The organism is Aeribacillus sp. FSL K6-2848 (assembly GCF_038004325.1).
GTDB lineage: Bacteria > Bacillota > Bacilli > Bacillales > Aeribacillaceae > Aeribacillus > Aeribacillus composti.
In genome coordinates this window covers 2,903,059-2,919,085 of record NZ_JBBOQQ010000001.1, presented here as the reverse complement: position 1 = coordinate 2,919,085, position 16,027 = coordinate 2,903,059, and the positions used below count along the sequence as shown (strand labels likewise).

General features: G+C 38.1%; 19 protein-coding genes and 1 riboswitch. Of the genes, 14 read left to right on the top strand and 5 right to left on the bottom strand.

What is annotated here, in order from left to right; translation table 11 throughout:
• The first annotated feature begins 11 nt into the window (after positions 1 to 11).
• Entirely contained in the window at positions 12 to 1,130 is a 1,119-nt protein-coding gene (locus tag NSS70_RS14095; RefSeq protein WP_339210106.1) for a YqgU-like beta propeller domain-containing protein, read from the top strand.
• Between the two features lie 116 nt (positions 1,131 to 1,246).
• Here NSS70_RS14095 and NSS70_RS14090 read toward each other — a convergent pair whose 3' ends face one another.
• Entirely contained in the window at positions 1,247 to 1,420 is a 174-nt protein-coding gene (locus NSS70_RS14090) for a DUF2759 domain-containing protein (protein ID WP_065095533.1), read from the bottom strand.
• Positions 1,421 to 1,666: 246 nt separating this feature from the next.
• Here NSS70_RS14090 and NSS70_RS14085 point away from each other — a divergent pair, with 246 nt between their 5' ends.
• Positions 1,667 to 2,311 carry an MBL fold metallo-hydrolase gene (locus NSS70_RS14085; RefSeq protein WP_063388091.1) on the top strand — a complete coding sequence of 215 codons (645 nt, stop codon included), beginning with the start codon at positions 1,667 to 1,669 and terminating at the stop codon, positions 2,309 to 2,311.
• A 54-nt stretch (positions 2,312 to 2,365) separates the two neighbouring features.
• Here the strand turns inward: NSS70_RS14085 and NSS70_RS14080 are convergent, their stop codons facing one another.
• Positions 2,366 to 2,611 (bottom strand): DUF2626 domain-containing protein, encoded by a 246-nt coding sequence (locus NSS70_RS14080; protein WP_063388092.1) that lies wholly within the window; start codon positions 2,609 to 2,611, stop codon positions 2,366 to 2,368.
• Positions 2,612 to 2,927: 316 nt separating this feature from the next.
• Here NSS70_RS14080 and comGA point away from each other — a divergent pair, with 316 nt between their 5' ends.
• The 8 genes from comGA to NSS70_RS14040 all read left to right on the top strand — a co-directional run bounded on the left by comGA (position 2,928) and on the right by NSS70_RS14040 (position 7,163).
• Positions 2,928 to 3,995 carry a competence type IV pilus ATPase ComGA gene (gene comGA, locus NSS70_RS14075; RefSeq protein ID WP_066247583.1) on the top strand — a complete coding sequence of 356 codons (1,068 nt, stop codon included), beginning with the start codon at positions 2,928 to 2,930 and terminating at the stop codon, positions 3,993 to 3,995.
• A complete protein-coding gene (comGB, locus tag NSS70_RS14070; RefSeq protein WP_340881816.1) occupies positions 3,988 to 5,019 on the top strand; it encodes a competence type IV pilus assembly protein ComGB in 1,032 nt (343 codons plus the stop codon). Before comGA ends, comGB begins: the two co-directional genes overlap by 8 nt.
• Positions 5,020 to 5,023: 4 nt before the next feature.
• Entirely contained in the window at positions 5,024 to 5,335 is a 312-nt protein-coding gene (gene comGC, locus NSS70_RS14065) for a competence type IV pilus major pilin ComGC (protein WP_063388095.1), read from the top strand.
• Positions 5,304 to 5,765, top strand: coding sequence for a competence type IV pilus minor pilin ComGD (gene comGD, locus NSS70_RS14060; protein WP_158640149.1), 462 nt, complete (start codon positions 5,304 to 5,306; stop codon positions 5,763 to 5,765). Before comGC ends, comGD begins: the two co-directional genes overlap by 32 nt.
• A complete protein-coding gene (locus NSS70_RS14055) occupies positions 5,749 to 6,075 on the top strand; it encodes a hypothetical protein (RefSeq protein WP_063388097.1) in 327 nt (108 codons plus the stop codon). The genes comGD and NSS70_RS14055 overlap by 17 nt, the downstream gene beginning before the upstream one ends.
• A complete protein-coding gene (gene comGF / locus NSS70_RS14050) occupies positions 6,005 to 6,496 on the top strand; it encodes a competence type IV pilus minor pilin ComGF (RefSeq protein ID WP_133309105.1) in 492 nt (163 codons plus the stop codon). Before NSS70_RS14055 ends, comGF begins: the two co-directional genes overlap by 71 nt.
• Positions 6,493 to 6,864, top strand: a complete 372-nt coding sequence (comGG, locus tag NSS70_RS14045) for a competence type IV pilus minor pilin ComGG (protein ID WP_327874156.1) — start codon at positions 6,493 to 6,495, stop codon at positions 6,862 to 6,864. The genes comGF and comGG overlap by 4 nt, the downstream gene beginning before the upstream one ends.
• A 119-nt stretch (positions 6,865 to 6,983) precedes the next feature.
• Positions 6,984 to 7,163 (top strand): YqzE family protein, encoded by a 180-nt coding sequence (locus NSS70_RS14040; RefSeq protein ID WP_130156369.1) that lies wholly within the window; start codon positions 6,984 to 6,986, stop codon positions 7,161 to 7,163.
• A 90-nt stretch (positions 7,164 to 7,253) separates the two neighbouring features.
• On the opposite strand, the gene NSS70_RS14035 is transcribed toward NSS70_RS14040, so the two are convergent.
• Complete coding sequence (locus NSS70_RS14035; protein ID WP_063388101.1) at positions 7,254 to 8,051, bottom strand: YqhG family protein; 798 nt, start codon at positions 8,049 to 8,051, stop codon at positions 7,254 to 7,256.
• Positions 8,052 to 8,101: 50 nt separating this feature from the next.
• A complete protein-coding gene (locus NSS70_RS14030; RefSeq protein ID WP_063388102.1) occupies positions 8,102 to 9,769 on the bottom strand; it encodes a DEAD/DEAH box helicase in 1,668 nt (555 codons plus the stop codon).
• 283 nt (positions 9,770 to 10,052) lie between these two features.
• Positions 10,053 to 10,140, top strand: a riboswitch (glycine riboswitch).
• Positions 10,141 to 10,353: 213 nt separating this feature from the next.
• Between NSS70_RS14030 and gcvT the strand changes: the two genes are divergently transcribed.
• The 3 genes from gcvT to gcvPB are packed head-to-tail and all read left to right on the top strand — an operon-like array spanning position 10,354 to position 14,282.
• The gene (gene gcvT, locus NSS70_RS14025) at positions 10,354 to 11,469 is read left to right on the top strand and encodes a glycine cleavage system aminomethyltransferase GcvT (protein ID WP_082829399.1); all 1,116 of its coding nucleotides are present in this window, start codon (positions 10,354 to 10,356) and stop codon (positions 11,467 to 11,469) included.
• Positions 11,470 to 11,487: 18 nt separating this feature from the next.
• A complete protein-coding gene (gene gcvPA / locus NSS70_RS14020; RefSeq protein WP_340857190.1) occupies positions 11,488 to 12,831 on the top strand; it encodes an aminomethyl-transferring glycine dehydrogenase subunit GcvPA in 1,344 nt (447 codons plus the stop codon).
• Positions 12,822 to 14,282: an aminomethyl-transferring glycine dehydrogenase subunit GcvPB gene (gcvPB, locus tag NSS70_RS14015; protein ID WP_340881813.1), complete on the top strand. Its 1,461-nt coding sequence runs from the start codon at positions 12,822 to 12,824 to the stop codon at positions 14,280 to 14,282. The genes gcvPA and gcvPB overlap by 10 nt, the downstream gene beginning before the upstream one ends.
• 40 nt (positions 14,283 to 14,322) lie before the next feature.
• On the opposite strand, the gene NSS70_RS14010 is transcribed toward gcvPB, so the two are convergent.
• Positions 14,323 to 14,697: a rhodanese-like domain-containing protein gene (locus NSS70_RS14010; protein WP_063388106.1), complete on the bottom strand. Its 375-nt coding sequence runs from the start codon at positions 14,695 to 14,697 to the stop codon at positions 14,323 to 14,325.
• A 193-nt stretch (positions 14,698 to 14,890) separates the two neighbouring features.
• Here NSS70_RS14010 and NSS70_RS14005 point away from each other — a divergent pair, with 193 nt between their 5' ends.
• Positions 14,891 to 15,727 (top strand): lipoate--protein ligase family protein, encoded by an 837-nt coding sequence (locus NSS70_RS14005; RefSeq protein ID WP_063388107.1) that lies wholly within the window; start codon positions 14,891 to 14,893, stop codon positions 15,725 to 15,727.
• The last annotated feature ends 300 nt before the right edge of the window (positions 15,728 to 16,027 follow it).

Below are 16,027 nucleotides of genomic sequence, written 5' to 3'. Positions count from 1 at the left end.
GGATGAGGGTGATGAGGGCAGCCTTTTTTTTCGTCATGTGCTTTCCGATTCTCTTTTTGTCGTCTTGTGAATTTCATCAGCTAACGGATGAAAAGAAACAAGTGACAAAAGAGAAAAAAATGGAAACCGAGTTTGATAACTTTAAAGCAGAACAGAATCTTTTAGAGAACATTCAACCGATTGAAGCAGAGGAAAATACCTTTCAAAATATTACTGGATGGTTTCATGAAACGGCTGTGCTTTACATTAAAAATCTTGAAGACCGTTCGGAAGTTATTTGTCACGATCTTCAAAGCGGAAAAGATGAACTATTTTTTCAGACAAAGCATCCGATTATTCAAACAGTGCCCAATGATCGCCGAACAATTTTTCTCATTCATTCAAGCCATGAAACCAATCAAGCCATCCTGACATTTGTAAACACCGAAGGAGAGGAATTATTTCATTGGGAAATCAATGCGTTTGAACTTCAATACACATGGAATCCCTATAATGAAAACGAGCTGATGGTTACAGCATTTGCTGAAGATTGGTCATATAAGACTTATTTGCTTGATTTGAAAGAGAAAAAAGTTGTGGATAGTCCCTATCAAATACCTTTTTTTCAATGGACAGATGAAGATCGCATTACATATGTAAAATGGAATAACGATGAGCCTGAGTTAAGCGCTCCGCTTTATGAAGCAAACTTAATGAAACATCACGAAAAAAAAATCGCTGATCATGTCATCGGAAATGGAAATTTTTCATCGATTGTCATGTATTTGCAGGAAAATCAACAGGAAAAAGGATTCGGTCAATATGTTTTTATAAATTCTTCATCAAAAAAAGTGTTGTCTACATTTCGTGTCCCTTTGGCTTCCGATTACTCTCAATGGATTTTTCCCTACTATGACTTCAATGCTCAAAATCAGCAGTTTTATACATTTGTGCCCGTTGCCAAATCCCAGGACGGTTCCTTTGAACTGCAGAGATTTAACCTTATCACTAAGAAAAAAGAAACCATCTTCAAAAACGTGACAAACGATCCTATCCTCATTTCGCCATCCGGTCATTATGCTTTGTATGGGCCGAGATTGGAAAAAATCATGGACTTAAGTAAGGAAAAGATTCAGGAGATTGTAAAATAAACAGGAGTGAAAGCATCTTTTTTGGCAATATGAAGCGGAGGTTAAAAGACGGGTGTGTGACAACTGAATGTTTATTTATTCATAAAAAAAAGAATGGCCCCGCCATTCTTTCTTTTTTAGTGTGGCACTGGTATACCGTGGTGAACAATCGTTTTATAGGTAAACCATCCAAAAACAGCGACTGTTCCAAGCGCAAACAAAATTCCCAATATGTTTTTTTGTTTTAAAGAACGGAAAATAGCATAGATACCAAGCAAAGTTACTAAAGTAAAGATAATGACAGTACCCATTGTATAGCCCCCAATCTTTTATACGTTGAAGTGCGGCAAATATCTTCCCCTTCATATTTTAATCTCTTTTACTAGATTTGTCGAGGTAGGAACGGTACGTTTGCATAAAATGACTATGTCAATTTTATGAACGGTATGTCCTGCACATTTTAGGTTTGGCCAAAAATTTTCTAACTATTCCTTTTGCGCCAAAAAAGAATGTTTTGTATGATGGAAATGGAAAAGAAAATGACCTGAGGTGAGAGCATGAAATGGATGAGAATCCCGCTCGGATTGCTGCAAACAAATGCGTATATTTTAACAAATGACAAAAATGAGTGTATTTTATTTGATCCAGGCGATGAAGGAGAAAAGCTAATTGAAGTATTGCGCAAACATCAGTTGACTCCCCTTGCCATTTTGTTGACACATGCACATTTTGATCACATCGGAGCGATTGATGATGTTCGAAAAGTTTGGAATATTCCAGTATATGTCCACGAAAAAGAACAAAAATGGCTTGGCGATCCTTCTTTAAATGGATCTGGTCATTTTATGAATGGAAAAAATGTAACGGTAGAGGAAGCGGACGAAATCATTCGGGAAGAAGGAAGCTTGACAATTGGTTCTTTCCAGTTCTCTTTATTTGAAACACCGGGGCATTCTCCTGGAAGCATCTCCTACTATTTAGAAGAAGCAAATGCTGTTTTTTCAGGCGACGTATTATTTAAAGGAAGCATTGGCCGTACGGATTTGCTTGGAGGGAATCATGAAGAACTGCTGAAAAGCATTCATGAAAAACTGCTAGTGCTGCCGGAAGAAACCATTGTGTTGCCTGGCCACGGTTCAGAAACAACCATTATAGAAGAAATGGAAACAAATCCTTTTTTAAATGGATTTTCGCTTTCGTAAAAATTGAAGAAGGTCAAAAAACAGGCAATTCCATTGCGGAATTGCCTGTTTTTATTAATGGCCGCCTTGTCCAGGGACCATCATAAACGTCGTCCAATATGTAAACCCGACGAAGAAAATGGTCAAATATGCTCCGAAAATATAAATATACATACGTTCAGTTAATTTTAAATAAGATAGTAAAACAAAAAATCCAGTTTGACCAAAGAAAAGTAAAGACGTCGTCTTCATATCGCCTAAATAAAACATAATAGCAAAAATACCTGTCCAAAAACCGAGTACACGGAACATGCGATCCATTGTGTTTCCCTCCTTTTCCCTCAATCGGTCGCTTTTTATATTATAATGTACAGCTTGATACATTGTAAATATACCGTTTCCAATTGTTATTGTATCCACTTTGTTTTCAAACATGTTGTAAAAAAATGTTCAAAAATTATGAGTTTATAGCAAAAAATTGTTTTCTAAACAGTCTTTGCAAACAATTGTTATTTTTCGGTTATGCTCAATTAAATTTTGCAAAAGGAAAGGGAAAAGAAAAATCCATTATCTACGTTCGCATTTTTCTCTTCAATTCGTTAAGATGAATCCTAAGAAAAGAAAGGGGGGATATGGAATGATTGAAATTGAAAAGCTTAGCGAAAAACTGATTGAACTGGCGTGTTCATTTAGTGCCTCAGACATCCATATTGTTCCGAAAAAGAAAAAAGCAGTTATTCAATTTCGAATTGACGATGACATCAAAGAAATATTTCATCTGCCTAAAGCTATTTGTGAACGCTTAATTTCTCATTTTAAATTTATGGCCCAAATGGATATTGGCGAAAAAAGGCGTCCGCAAAACGGTGCTTACTCCTTCCATACGATTTACGGAGAGGTGCATCTTCGTTTATCGACATTGCCTACAGTATTCGATGAAAGTCTAGTCATCCGAATATTGCTAGAGCAATCGATTCAATCGCCTGAAAAACTTTCATTGTTCCCGTCAGAATCCAAAAAAATGCTTTCATTTTTAAAGCATTCTCACGGTCTCCTGATCCTTACCGGTCCGACCGGTTCGGGAAAAACGACCACTCTTTATTCGCTTCTCCATTATGCAAAAAAACATTTTAAAAGAAACATCATCACACTTGAAGATCCTGTGGAAACGAAAAGCGATGAAATGCTTCAAGTGCAGATCAATGAAAAAGCTGGAATTACGTATGCAAATGGGTTAAAAGCAATATTAAGACACGATCCCGATGTCATTATGGTCGGTGAAATTCGGGATCATGAGACAGCAAGGATTGCGGTCCGGGCTGGGCTTAGCGGACATTTAGTACTGACCACCATGCATACGCGGGATGCAAAGGGAGCTATTTATCGATTATTAGAATTTGGTGTAACCTTTTCCGAAATTGAGCAAACTTTGATCGCTGTTGCTGCGCAGCGTCTCGTTCATTTAATATGCCCGTTTTGCAAAGGGAATTGCCCGCCTTATTGCAAAAAATTAAAGGAAATTAGGAGAATTGGGGTCTATGAACTTCTTTACGGCAAAAATTTAACCGCCGCTATTCGGGAAGCAAAAGGAGAGGAGCAGAGTGAGTTAGATTATATGAAGTTAAAAGATGTAATTAAAAAAGGAATCGCTCTTGGGTATTTATATCCGGACATATATGATCGTTGGGTGTTTGAATATGAATAGGCATCGATGGAACAAAAAGATGCAGGCACAATTTTTGAAGAAAGTGAGTGAGCTGCTTTCAGAAGGGTATGCATTAAATGAAGCTATTCGCTTTATGAGTTTTCATGTAAAAGAAAAATACCGACAAGATATTGAGACTTGTATACAGATGTTGACGAAAGGAAATTCGCTATACACGGCTTTTGAGAAGCTTGGATTTCATCGAGATGTACTAAGCTATCTTTTCTTTGCTGAAAAGCATGGTGATATACATTTTGCTTTAAAAGAAAGCTCAGTAATGCTGGAAAAACAACTCCTCCATTTGGAAAAATTTATTCAAGTTCTCCGCTATCCGCTCTTTTTAATTGCTCTTCTTTTAATTATTTTATTTGTCATCCAAGCAGTTGTTACCCCGCAATTTTCGTATATGTATGAAGCAGTTGATTTGAACGCCTCCTTCTTTCTGACATTTGTCATGTTTACCATTCAAGGCATCAAAACGTTTTTTTTCATTTTGTTTAGTTTCTTATTGCTCCTTTTTTTCTATTATTGGGTCTCTTTCAAAAAAAAGCCTCCGCTTGAAAAACAGAAGCTGCTTATGAAAATTCCGATCGTGTCAAAAGGTTTGCGGTTATTTCACAGCTACTATTTTTCTTTGCAAATGAGCAATTTGTTGAAGGGAGGATTGTCCGTTTTTGAATGCTTTACTCTGTTTCAAGAACAACATTTTCTCCATTTTTATAGGGAAGAGGCCAATCTGTTTATCGAGAAATTAAAGAAAGGAGAATCGCTAGAGATCATATTTGCTGAAAGTCCATTTTTTGAACAGGAACTTTCCTCTGTTGTTCAACATGGACAAGCCGTCGGTCAATTGTCTAAAGAGTTGTATATGTACAGCCGGTTCGTATTGGAGCGGATGGAACAAAAAATAATGAGAATCATTAGTTATATTCAGCCGGTCGTTTTTCTGATGATCGGGGTCTTCGTATTGATCATTTATTTATCGATTTTGCTTCCAATGTACCAAATGATGGGTCAAGTATAGGAGGATGAAAATAGTGAAAAATGAACATGGATTTACATTGGTGGAAATGCTGGTTGTACTGTTAGTGATCTCGATTTTGCTTATTATAACGATTCCGAATGTTATGGCTCATAATAAAAATATTCAAAATAAAGGGTGCGAAGGTTTAATTGATATGGTGCAGGGTCAAGTCGTCGCATATGAAATGGAGTTTCATCAAACACCAACAATTAATGATTTAATCACTAAAGGGTACTTGCCGAATAATTCTGGAAAATGTCCAAATGGTGATGAGATTGAAATTGATGCAAATGGAAACGTCATTAAGAGCAACTAGGCAAAGTGGTTTTACTGTTCTGGAGATGCTTCTTGTTCTTTCGATCTTTTTATTGATCAGCTCTTTTATATGGATTGGAGCAGTAAATATTTACAGAGAAAAAGTCATCGATCAATTTTTCGTTCAACTGGAAAAAGATTTGCTATATGTACAACAGCACGCATTCGTTAATAAAGAAAAAATTTATTTGTTTTGGTATCCTGACAAACATTACTACGAAGCTGAACGATCCGGCTTTAAAGGGGAACTGTTTGAAAGAGCATACGATCAAAACATAAAAGTCGAATCAGGAAACATAAAATTTCCAATCGAGTACTCTCCTTCCGGCTATTTTTATCAAGCTGGAACAATCTTCATTTCGTATGATAAAAAAACGTACAAAATCATTTTTAATTTAGGGAGAGGAAGGTTCCGTGTGGAAAAATTATAGCGGATATACGATCACAGAAATATTAATAGCATTTTCCATATGGTGTTTGCTTTCGCTGACGCTGGTCCCTGTGTCAACAGCCTTATTGAAACAGCAAAAAGAAGCAGCAGCATCTGTGCTGGCTTATCAACTGCTCAAAGAAGAACTTGAACGTTTTGTATTTGAAAAGAAAAAAACAAATGGCCAAGTTGAGCGGCAAGGGATGATGTTCGAACTGGTGTGGGGAAAGGAGGGGCAATTTGCTGAATTATGTGTTCTTTCGGATGAAAATGCAGAACAAAAGGTTTGCGGCTACATTTATGAACAATAAAGGATATACGGCAGCAAACATGCTGATAGCCTTTCTAGCGACAACCATCATCATCTCTTCCTTTGCACCCATGCTCTCATTTTTTCTCAAATTGAATACGAGGCAGCAAGATTTACATCCAAGCGAGTGGAATTTATTTCTAATTGAGCTTCATCGTGAAATCAAAACGTCTCAACAAATAATGGTGAAGCAAAATGTTTTACAATATAAAAATCAAAAAGGAGAAGTAGTCACACTCAGTCAATATAATGATTTGCTGCGCTATCAGGTTGACGGAAAAGGACATGTTATTGTGCTGCGCGGTGTTCAAGCCGCTCATTTTATTCCAATAACACATGGTGTGAAAATTGAAATCACAAGCTTAGAAGGTAAGCGGTTTGAAGGAACCATTCGCGATGTGAAAGGAGTGATTCCTGATTGAAAAATGAAGATGGTCATATTTTTCCGATGACGATCGGCATATTTCTGCTTTGCATAATGATTCTTACCGCATATGCTTCCTCATATATACAAGAGCAAAGATTTCGGCATGATGCGAAAGAGTTTTATTTGCAGGAAACGTTAATGCTTGCCGGTGTTCAATATTCGCTGAAAAAAGCTGACTATTCTGATACCCAGGAAATACTTGAACTCCCAAATGGAACCATTTCGTATAAACGAACGAAAAAAGAAAACGGAATCGTCAATATTTCCATTACATGCAAGACGATAAAAGGAACGGAGTATACGGCAAACTTTCATTATGATTTGAACAATCAACAGATTATGAGCTGGAATGAATATTCATAGCTTTCATCGTTCAGCGCCTTATCAAAGCTTCAACCAATCGTTTATTTGCCAGAATGTCTGTTTAAATGAACAGAGTTTAGGAAATAATATAAAAAAATTTTATTTCGAGGTGCCCGCTTATGTCTGGTAATGATTATGTGAAATATGTAACCGAACAGTTTGTAAAGTTTATCGACACCCCAAAAGAAACAAGGAAACAAAGGCGTGAGGAACGGAAAAAAGATCGTCTTCCATTATCAATGAGATGGTTTGGATTTTTGCCGATGGCGTTTTTAATTTTGATCAAGAAAAAGAAATAAAGGAAAAGGAGCCGTTCACCAGCTCCTTTTTTATTGAAAAGTGATGAGATCATTCAATTTCGAGCGTATTTTCTGCGTCTTGATTTTATTTTAATGAATTATAGAATCCGATGATAAATAAAAAATTCCTCCATTGTGGACTTCTATTTCAATGCGCGGTTCATACAGCTCTTGAATCGCCTTCTTTTCTGTCCAATAAACAGAAGGTTTTTCATCTAGATCTTCATAAAAATGCTCCAACAATGCTAAATCGGCATTCATTCGTTCTCTCGCTTCTTCCGCCCACCGATGGTCATCTTCTTCAATTTTTTTTATCACGTAATGCTTCAATCGAGTTAATCCGCTTTTTGGTGTAATTAATGGCGTAATGGTAAAACAAAAATCAGGAATTTTCGGTGTCAAATGAATTTTTTCTAGCTGCTCCTGAAAATTTTCAACAATCCTTCCATTGATTAAATGCAGTCCTAATGAATAAGTTTGATCCTTCTTTTTGTCACAAATATACGAAATCGTTACATTCATCCCAATCCAAGGGTGCAGCGGCACGTTTGCTTTGGAAGCTGCTGTCTGTTCATATAACCGAATATAAGAAGACATTTTCTTCGTTGCCGCAAAAATTTGGTGCAGTCTCGGCGATCCGAAATGAATCCATTCACCTTTTACATCTTCCGGAGCCTCCTTTGAATCCGTGATGAAAGTAAGTTTCATCGGATTTGGAGTTCCGCCGGTTTTTTCTAAATAATGCCAGTAAAAAGGCCGATTCATTAATTCTTTATCCATTTCAACAGTTAATTGAACGGTAAAATATCCGTTTTTTTCTTCAATAATTGGACAATTGGTCGCCTGAAAAAAGCGTTTTAAAAATGTGGAAATTTGAGCCTGCTGCATCATTCCGCCTCCTATTTAAAAATTTTGCAAGCAGCTATGAAAAAAAGAAATCAGTTATTCTCGGCCTGTTGTAATTGTTCACCAAAGTTAAGAATAGCCGCTAAATTTTCCATTTTAATTTTCATTTCTCCTTCCGAACTCGACTGAATCATAATATCTTCTATATGTTCATGAATATTGCGGAGGTCAAGTTTTGCTAAAATACTGTCCAATTCCCCAATAACACGTTCAAACAGATTTATTTTTTCATATAATAGCTTTAAGATATGCTCCTCTACTGTATTTTTTGTCGCCATGTTATAAATGAACACATCTCGTTCTTGTCCGAGACGGTGGATGCGCCCGATTCGCTGCTCCAAACGCATCGGGTTCCAAGGCAGATCATAATTAATAATATGATTGCAAAACTGCAAATTTATCCCTTCCCCTCCTGCCTCTGTCGCGATCAGTACTTGCGCTCTATTTTTAAATAAATCCTTCATCCAATCCTTTTTGCCGCGTTTAAATCCGCCGCGGAACGGAACAGATGTTATGCCGTGCTGTTTTAAAAACCATTGTAAATATAATTGTGTTGCCCGGTATTCGGTAAAAATAATCACTTTATCGTTAATGTTTTGAATGAGTTCGACCGTTTTTTCTGCTTTCGAATTTTTTGTTACTTGATCGATATAGCCCATTAGATTGCGAATGATCTTTTCAGGCAATTGTGGAGCTTCATCCTTTTTATCAAGCATTTTTTTTAATGTTATGTACACTGCTTCTCTGCTCGAACATGCTTCACGCTGAAGCGTTAAAATGGAGAAACTGCTTGTCGGAATAGAGAATGACGACCGAATTTGGCTGATGGCATCATATAAAGCCTTTTCAGCTTCCGAAAATTGAATCCAAATCGTTTCCACATGTCTTTTTGACCATTCAATTCCTGTATCAATGCGGCGGTTTCGTATCATAACTTTATTGACAAGTTCTCGTAAATGCTCATCGTCACGAATATTCCGTCCTTTTTTCTTAAACATATCGTGAAAGAGCTGTTCATTGCCGAGATGTCCAGGTTTTAAAAGAGAAACAAGGTTGAAAATTTCTTCAATGCGATTTTGAATAGGCGTTGCCGTCAATAATAAACAAAATTTTTTCTTTAAATTTTGAACAAACTCATAGTTTTTTGTTTTGTTATTTTTTAATTTATGAGCTTCATCAATGATGACCATGTCATAATCCAATCCGTGAATAATTTCTTTATGGGGGCTTCTTTTTGCTGTATCAAGGGAAGATACGACAACATCGCATTGCTCCCAAACATAGCTTTTCTTTTGCTCAACGGCAGGAATGTAAAATTTTTCATTTAATTCCCTCACCCATTGGGAGACGAGTGAAGCTGGAACTAAGATGAGCACTTTTTTGACAAGTCCGCGAATCATATATTCTTTTAATATTAATCCGGCTTCAATTGTTTTGCCGAGACCGACTTCATCAGCTAATATTGCTTTTCCGTTTAATTTTTCTACTACTGTTTGTGCGACCTCCAATTGGTGGGGAAGAGGGGTTACATGATCAAGATGCAAAGGAGCTACTAAACCTTCAAATGATGGAATGGACAAATAATTCGTAACTTCATAAGCTAATTTGTATAATTCCCAGTTTGCCCACGGACCGTCTTCCTTTAATCTTTGCAAAAATTCTTCTTCCCATGTTGTTTTATAGCGGATGTTTATATTCATTGCCCACACCCCATCCTTTATTTTTATATTCAAAGTGAAATGTTCATTTTTTTTATCGCTAATTCAAAAACCGTTCCGTTTTTTGATTATAAATTTTTATAAACACGAACAATTAACAATGATTTTTTAAAATTATTTGGGAAAGGTATTGCTGAAAACGTTTAAAGATGATACCATTAAAATACGTTTGAAGTCTTTTTCTTTTGTTTTCTACTCATCTTTTTCCTTTTTGTCGAATATGTCATTTGTTATTTTTTCACAATTTACAAGAAAATATGTGCGGATGAGAGCAAGGGGAGAGACCTCCTTTGTGAGGCGCCGAAGGAGCAAGCATATGTGAATCTCTCAGGCAAAAAGACTCTTGTTTGACGCAGCTCTGGAGAGTGTTTGCATATTGTGCAAACCACCAAAGGGGAAAGCCTTTTTAAGGTAAACTTTCAGGTGCAAGGACAGAGACGGTGTAGCAAAATCTTGTCGATTGGAATAGACAAGACGATACTAGGCCGTTTTCTGTCCTTTTTTCTGCTTTTTAAGCTGAAAAATTTTGAGAGAAATTAGATGCAAAAAATAGATCAGGAGGGGAAATGATGAATGAATTAAAACGCACTCCTCTTTTTGAAGTGTATAAACAATATCGAGCAAAGACGATCAATTTTGGAGGATGGGAATTACCTGTGCAATTTACTTCCATTAAAGAGGAGCATTACGCTGTCCGCACCAATGCAGGTCTATTTGATGTTTCTCATATGGGAGAAATCATTGTAAAAGGGAAAGATAGTCTTCAGTTTTTGCAAAAGGTATTAACTAATGATGTTTCAAAGCTTCGGGATGGAAAGGCTCAATACACAATTATGTGTTATGAAGATGGAGGCTGTGTAGACGATTTAATCGTTTATCGGCTAAACGAGGAAAAATATCTTTTAGTAGTCAATGCAGCGAATATTCAAAAAGATTTTCAATGGCTCATGTCTCAAAAACACGGAGATGTTGAATTGCAAAATATTTCTGAAAGTTGTGCTCTCCTTGCATTGCAAGGCCAGAAAGCGGAAAAGGTGCTGCAAACTTTAACAGACGTACACTTATCTGAGTTGAAATTTTTTGAATTTATTGAAAGTGCTGAGATCGCAGGTAAAAAAGCGCTCATTGCCCGAACTGGTTATACCGGGGAAGACGGCTTTGAAATCTATTGCCAAAGTGAGGACGCCGTTTATTTATGGGAGAAGATTTTGCAAGCAGGAGATAAAGAAAAAGTTGTTCCATGCGGATTGGGCGCTCGTGATACTTTGCGGCTGGAAGCAGCTTTGCCGTTGTACGGTCAAGATCTTTCGGAAGACATTACTCCGATAGAAGCAGGAGTCGGATTTGCAGTGAAGCTTACGAAAAAAGAGAATTTTATCGGAAAAGATGTATTGCAAATACAAAAAGAACAAGGGGTATCGAGGCTGGCGGTCGGCTTGGAAATGATCGAAAAAGGCATTCCCCGTTCAGGCTATAAATTGTTTTCTGGAAATCAACAAATTGGAGTTGTTACATCAGGGACGCACTCTCCTACTTTGAATAAAAGCATCGGGATCGCTCTCGTCAAGAAAGAATTTTCGGAGATCGGGAATGAAATCGAGGTGGAAGTTCGGACAAAACGATTAAAAGCAAGAGTAGTACCAACTCCATTTTATAAACGACCAACAAAAAATGGAAAATAAAGAAAGGAGAAGCTTTCGATGAAGCATCGCTATTTACCGATGACAGAAACTGATCGAAAAGAGATGTTGGAGGCGATCGGAGTCGAATCGATCGATGACCTGTTTGCCGACATTCCAGAAAGTGTACGGTTTAAAGGAAAATACAACATAAAGGCTCAGAAACCGGAAACCGAGCTGTTTCGCGAGCTATCTCAACTTGCTGCCAAAAATAAAGATGTAAAAACAAACGTTTCCTTTTTAGGAGCTGGAGTGTATGACCATTATATTCCGGCAATTGTCGATCATGTCATTTCCCGATCAGAGTTTTATACGGCTTATACGCCATACCAGCCAGAAATTTCTCAAGGCGAGCTCCAAGCAATATTCGAATTTCAAACAATGATTTGTGAATTGACAGGAATGGATGTCGCCAACTCGTCGATGTACGACGGAGGGACAGCTTTAGCAGAAGCTGCATTATTAGCTGCAGGTCAAACAAAAAAGAAAAAGGTGCTCGTTTCGCAAACGGTGCATCCTGAAACGAGAGATGTGCTAAAAACTTATGCAAAAGGACAAAACGTTGAGGTAGTGGAAATCCCTTACCGAAACGGAGTGACCGATGTAGAGGCATTAAAAGAAATGATGAACGCCGAAGTAGCATCAGTCATTGTACAGCATCCAAATTTTTTCGGCCAACTTGAACCGCTTCACCAAATCGAAGAGATCTCCCATTCCGAGAAAAGCTTATTGATCGTTTCAAGCAATCCTCTTGCTTTAGGTGTGCTTTCACCGCCTGGTTCATTTGGTGCGGATATCGTAGTAGGCGATGTTCAACCGTTTGGAATTCCAATGTCTTTTGGCGGTCCAACTTGTGGATATTTCGCCGTAAAAAAAGAGCTGATGAGAAAAATTCCTGGGCGACTCGTCGGTCAAACAGTAGATGAAGAGGGGAAACGAGGCTTTGTTCTCACTCTGCAGGCAAGGGAGCAGCATATCAGAAGGGATAAAGCTACATCAAACATTTGCTCCAACCAAGCGTTAAATGCTCTTGCCTCTTCTGTTGCCATGACTGCTCTTGGAAAAACAGGTGTAAAAGAAATGGCTTATCAAAATATCCAAAAAGCAAACTATGCGAAAAAGATGTTTGAGAAGAAAGGTTTTTCCATTCCGTTTCAAGGTCCAATGTTTAATGAGTTTGTCGTGAAGCTGTCCAAACCAGTTTCTTTGGCCAATAAAAAGCTGCTCGAAAAGGGAATCATCGGCGGCTACGACCTTGGCAGAACGTATCCGGAACTTGAAAAACATATGCTTGTAGCGGTAACAGAGCTTCGTTCGAAAGAAGAAATCGATTTATTTGTGAACGAGTTGGAGGGATGGCAATGAAGGATCAACCGTTAATTTTTGAAATATCAAAACCGGGACGGATCGGATACAGCCTGCCTGATTTAGACGTACCGGAGGAAAATATTGATCAGCTGATTCCTAGTGACTATTTGCGGGCAGAAGATGCCGAGCTGCCGGAAGTATCAGAACTTGACATTATGCGCCATTATACTGCTTTGTCGAAGCGGAACCACGGTGTGGATTCCGGTTTTTATCCGCTTGGTTCCTGTACAATGAAATATAATCCGAAAATAAATGAAAATGTGGCAAGATTAACTGGCTTTTCTTATATTCATCCATTACAGGATGAAGCGACGGTTCAAGGAGCAATGGAATTAATGTATGATTTATCAGAACATTTAAAAGAAATTACAGGTATGGATGCTGTTACATTGCAGCCGTCTGCAGGGGCGCACGGAGAGTGGACGGGGCTCATGATGATTCGCGCCTACCATGAGGCAAATGGAGAAAAACATCGAACACAAGTGATTGTACCTGATTCAGCCCATGGAACAAATCCTGCTTCAGCGACCGTTGCCGGTTTTGAAACTGTCACGGTGCGATCTGATCAAAACGGACTTGTCGACTTAGACGACTTAAAGAGAGTGGTAGGAGAAAATACAGCTGCTCTTATGTTAACAAACCCAAATACGCTCGGTTTGTTTGAAGAGCATATTGTAGAGATGGCGGAGATTGTTCATTCAGTTGGAGGAAAATTGTATTATGACGGAGCGAATTTAAATGCAATTTTAGGCAAAGCGAGACCAGGGGATATGGGCTTTGATGTCGTTCATTTAAATCTTCATAAAACGTTTACAGGCCCCCACGGGGGAGGGGGTCCCGGTTCAGGACCTGTCGGTGTGAAAAAAGAGTTAATTCCTTTTTTGCCGAAGCCTGTGCTCGTCAAGGATGAAAATGGATTTCGTTTCGACGAAGACAGGCCGCAATCGATCGGACGAGTAAAATCATTTTATGGAAATTTTGGAATCAATGTGCGGGCATACACATATATCCGCTCCATGGGTCCGGACGGTTTAAAGGCGGTTTCTGAAAATGCGGTATTAAATGCGAATTATATGCTGAAAAAATTAGCGCCTTATTACGAAATGCCGTATGACCGCATTTGTAAACACGAATTTGTCTTATCTGCGAAACGGCAAAAGAAGCTCGGTGTCCGTGCGCTTGATATTGCAAAAAGGCTTCTCGATTTCGGGTATCATCCGCCGACAATTTATTTTCCGCTCAATGTTGAAGAATGCATGATGATTGAACCGACTGAAACGGAATCAAAGGAAACATTGGATGCCTTTATCGAAGCGATGATTCAAATTGCTAAAGAAGCGGAGGAAGAACCGGAAATCGTTCAAGAAGCTCCTCATACAACAGTCGTCAAAAGGCTCGATGAAACACTCGCAGCAAGAAATCCGATATTAAAATATGAAAAAAAGTAAGGATTCGCGTTTTGCGAATCCTTATCTTTTATACTTGATTTTATTTCCCTTTTTTAATTTTTCCAGTCCACTTTTTAAAGCCGCCCTTTAAATAATAGAGCTCCTGATAGCCTTTTTTCTTCAGCATTTGTGCGGCTCGCCCGCTTCTTGCACTTGACTGGCAATATAAATAAACCGGTTTGTCTGGGCGGATTTCTTTATAGCGCTGTCTCAATTGGGAAAGGGGAATATTTCTTGCTCCTAAAATGTGGCCACCTTCAAATTCATTCGGCTCCCGCACATCGATGAGCTGCGCTTTCCGATAGCCGGCTTTAAATTCTTCCTCCGTTAATCCTTTCATAATCTTTTTTTGATATAAAAATGTGGCCAAAAAATAAATGATAATAGCTGCAAGAATGAGCAATGACCATTCCACGCTTGTTCGACTCCTTTTTATTTGTTTGAATTTATTTGTTTGAAGTTCATGTGAACATACATACGAATGTTGGACAACATTTATTATATAAAACAAGAATGGAAATGTCATTTCTTTTCGGGCGTTTTATTTAACAATATCCTCTTCATTTGATAGACTAAAAAAGCAAATATAAAATAAAGAGGGTTGCGATATGGGAAAAGAAATATGGAATTATATTGATTCTGGCTTTTCATCCCCTTTTTACAATATGGCTCTTGATGAAGCTTTATTGGACTGGCACAGTGAAGGAAAAATCGCTCCGACGATTCGTTTTTACGGATGGAATCCGCCGACATTATCCATCGGCTATTTTCAAAAGGTTGAAAAAGAAATTGATATGGATGCTGTAAGACGGCACGGCCTTGGCTTTGTACGAAGACCAACAGGCGGAAGGGGCGTGCTGCATGACAAGGAGCTTACATATAGCGTCATCGTATCCGAAGATCATCCGCGAATGCCCAAAACCGTGACAGAGGCTTATCGTGTAATTTCGGAAGGAATTTTGCATGGATTTCGCTTGTTAGGCTTAGACGCTCATTTTGCAATTCCAAGAACGGATGAAGAAAAACAGCATTTGAAAAATCCGCGGTCATCTGTATGCTTTGATGCACCGTCTTGGTATGAGCTGGTAGTTGAAGGAAGAAAAGTTGCCGGGAGTGCCCAAACTCGCCAGAAAGGCGTTATCCTGCAGCACGGCTCGATATTGCTAGATTTAGATGAAAAGCTGCTGTTCGACTTGTTTAAATATCCTAATGAGCGAGTCAGGGAAAGATTAGAGAAAAACTTTAAAAATAAAGCGGTGGCGATCAACGACCTTAGAGAAACTCCAGTCACAATGGAAGAGGCATGGAGCGCCTTTAAAAAAGGGTTTGAATACGGGCTTGATATTGAGCTGAGACCGTATCAATTGTCTAGCGAACAAGAAGAGTATGTGAAAAAACTGGCTAAAGAGAAATATGAAACAGAAGAATGGAATTTTAGAAGATGAAGCGGCGAACATGCCGTTTTTTGTATGATCAAAATGAAATGGATCGTTGCTTGTAAATCAAGGTGCCGATGTGTTTTCAAAAACTGCAACTGACAAATTTCTTCAAATACCGCCGGAATGATTCTAAGATCATTAAATTTCTTTTCCTTGCTTCTTTTTTTGGTTAGTTTTACATTTGACATTTTCATAATGTAGCGTATATCATACAATATATAGAGCAAACAAATGTTCTTTAGCACAATATATTGTTATTTTTTCGTTGATAATATCATCTAAATGTGGTAACGTATATCAAGTACG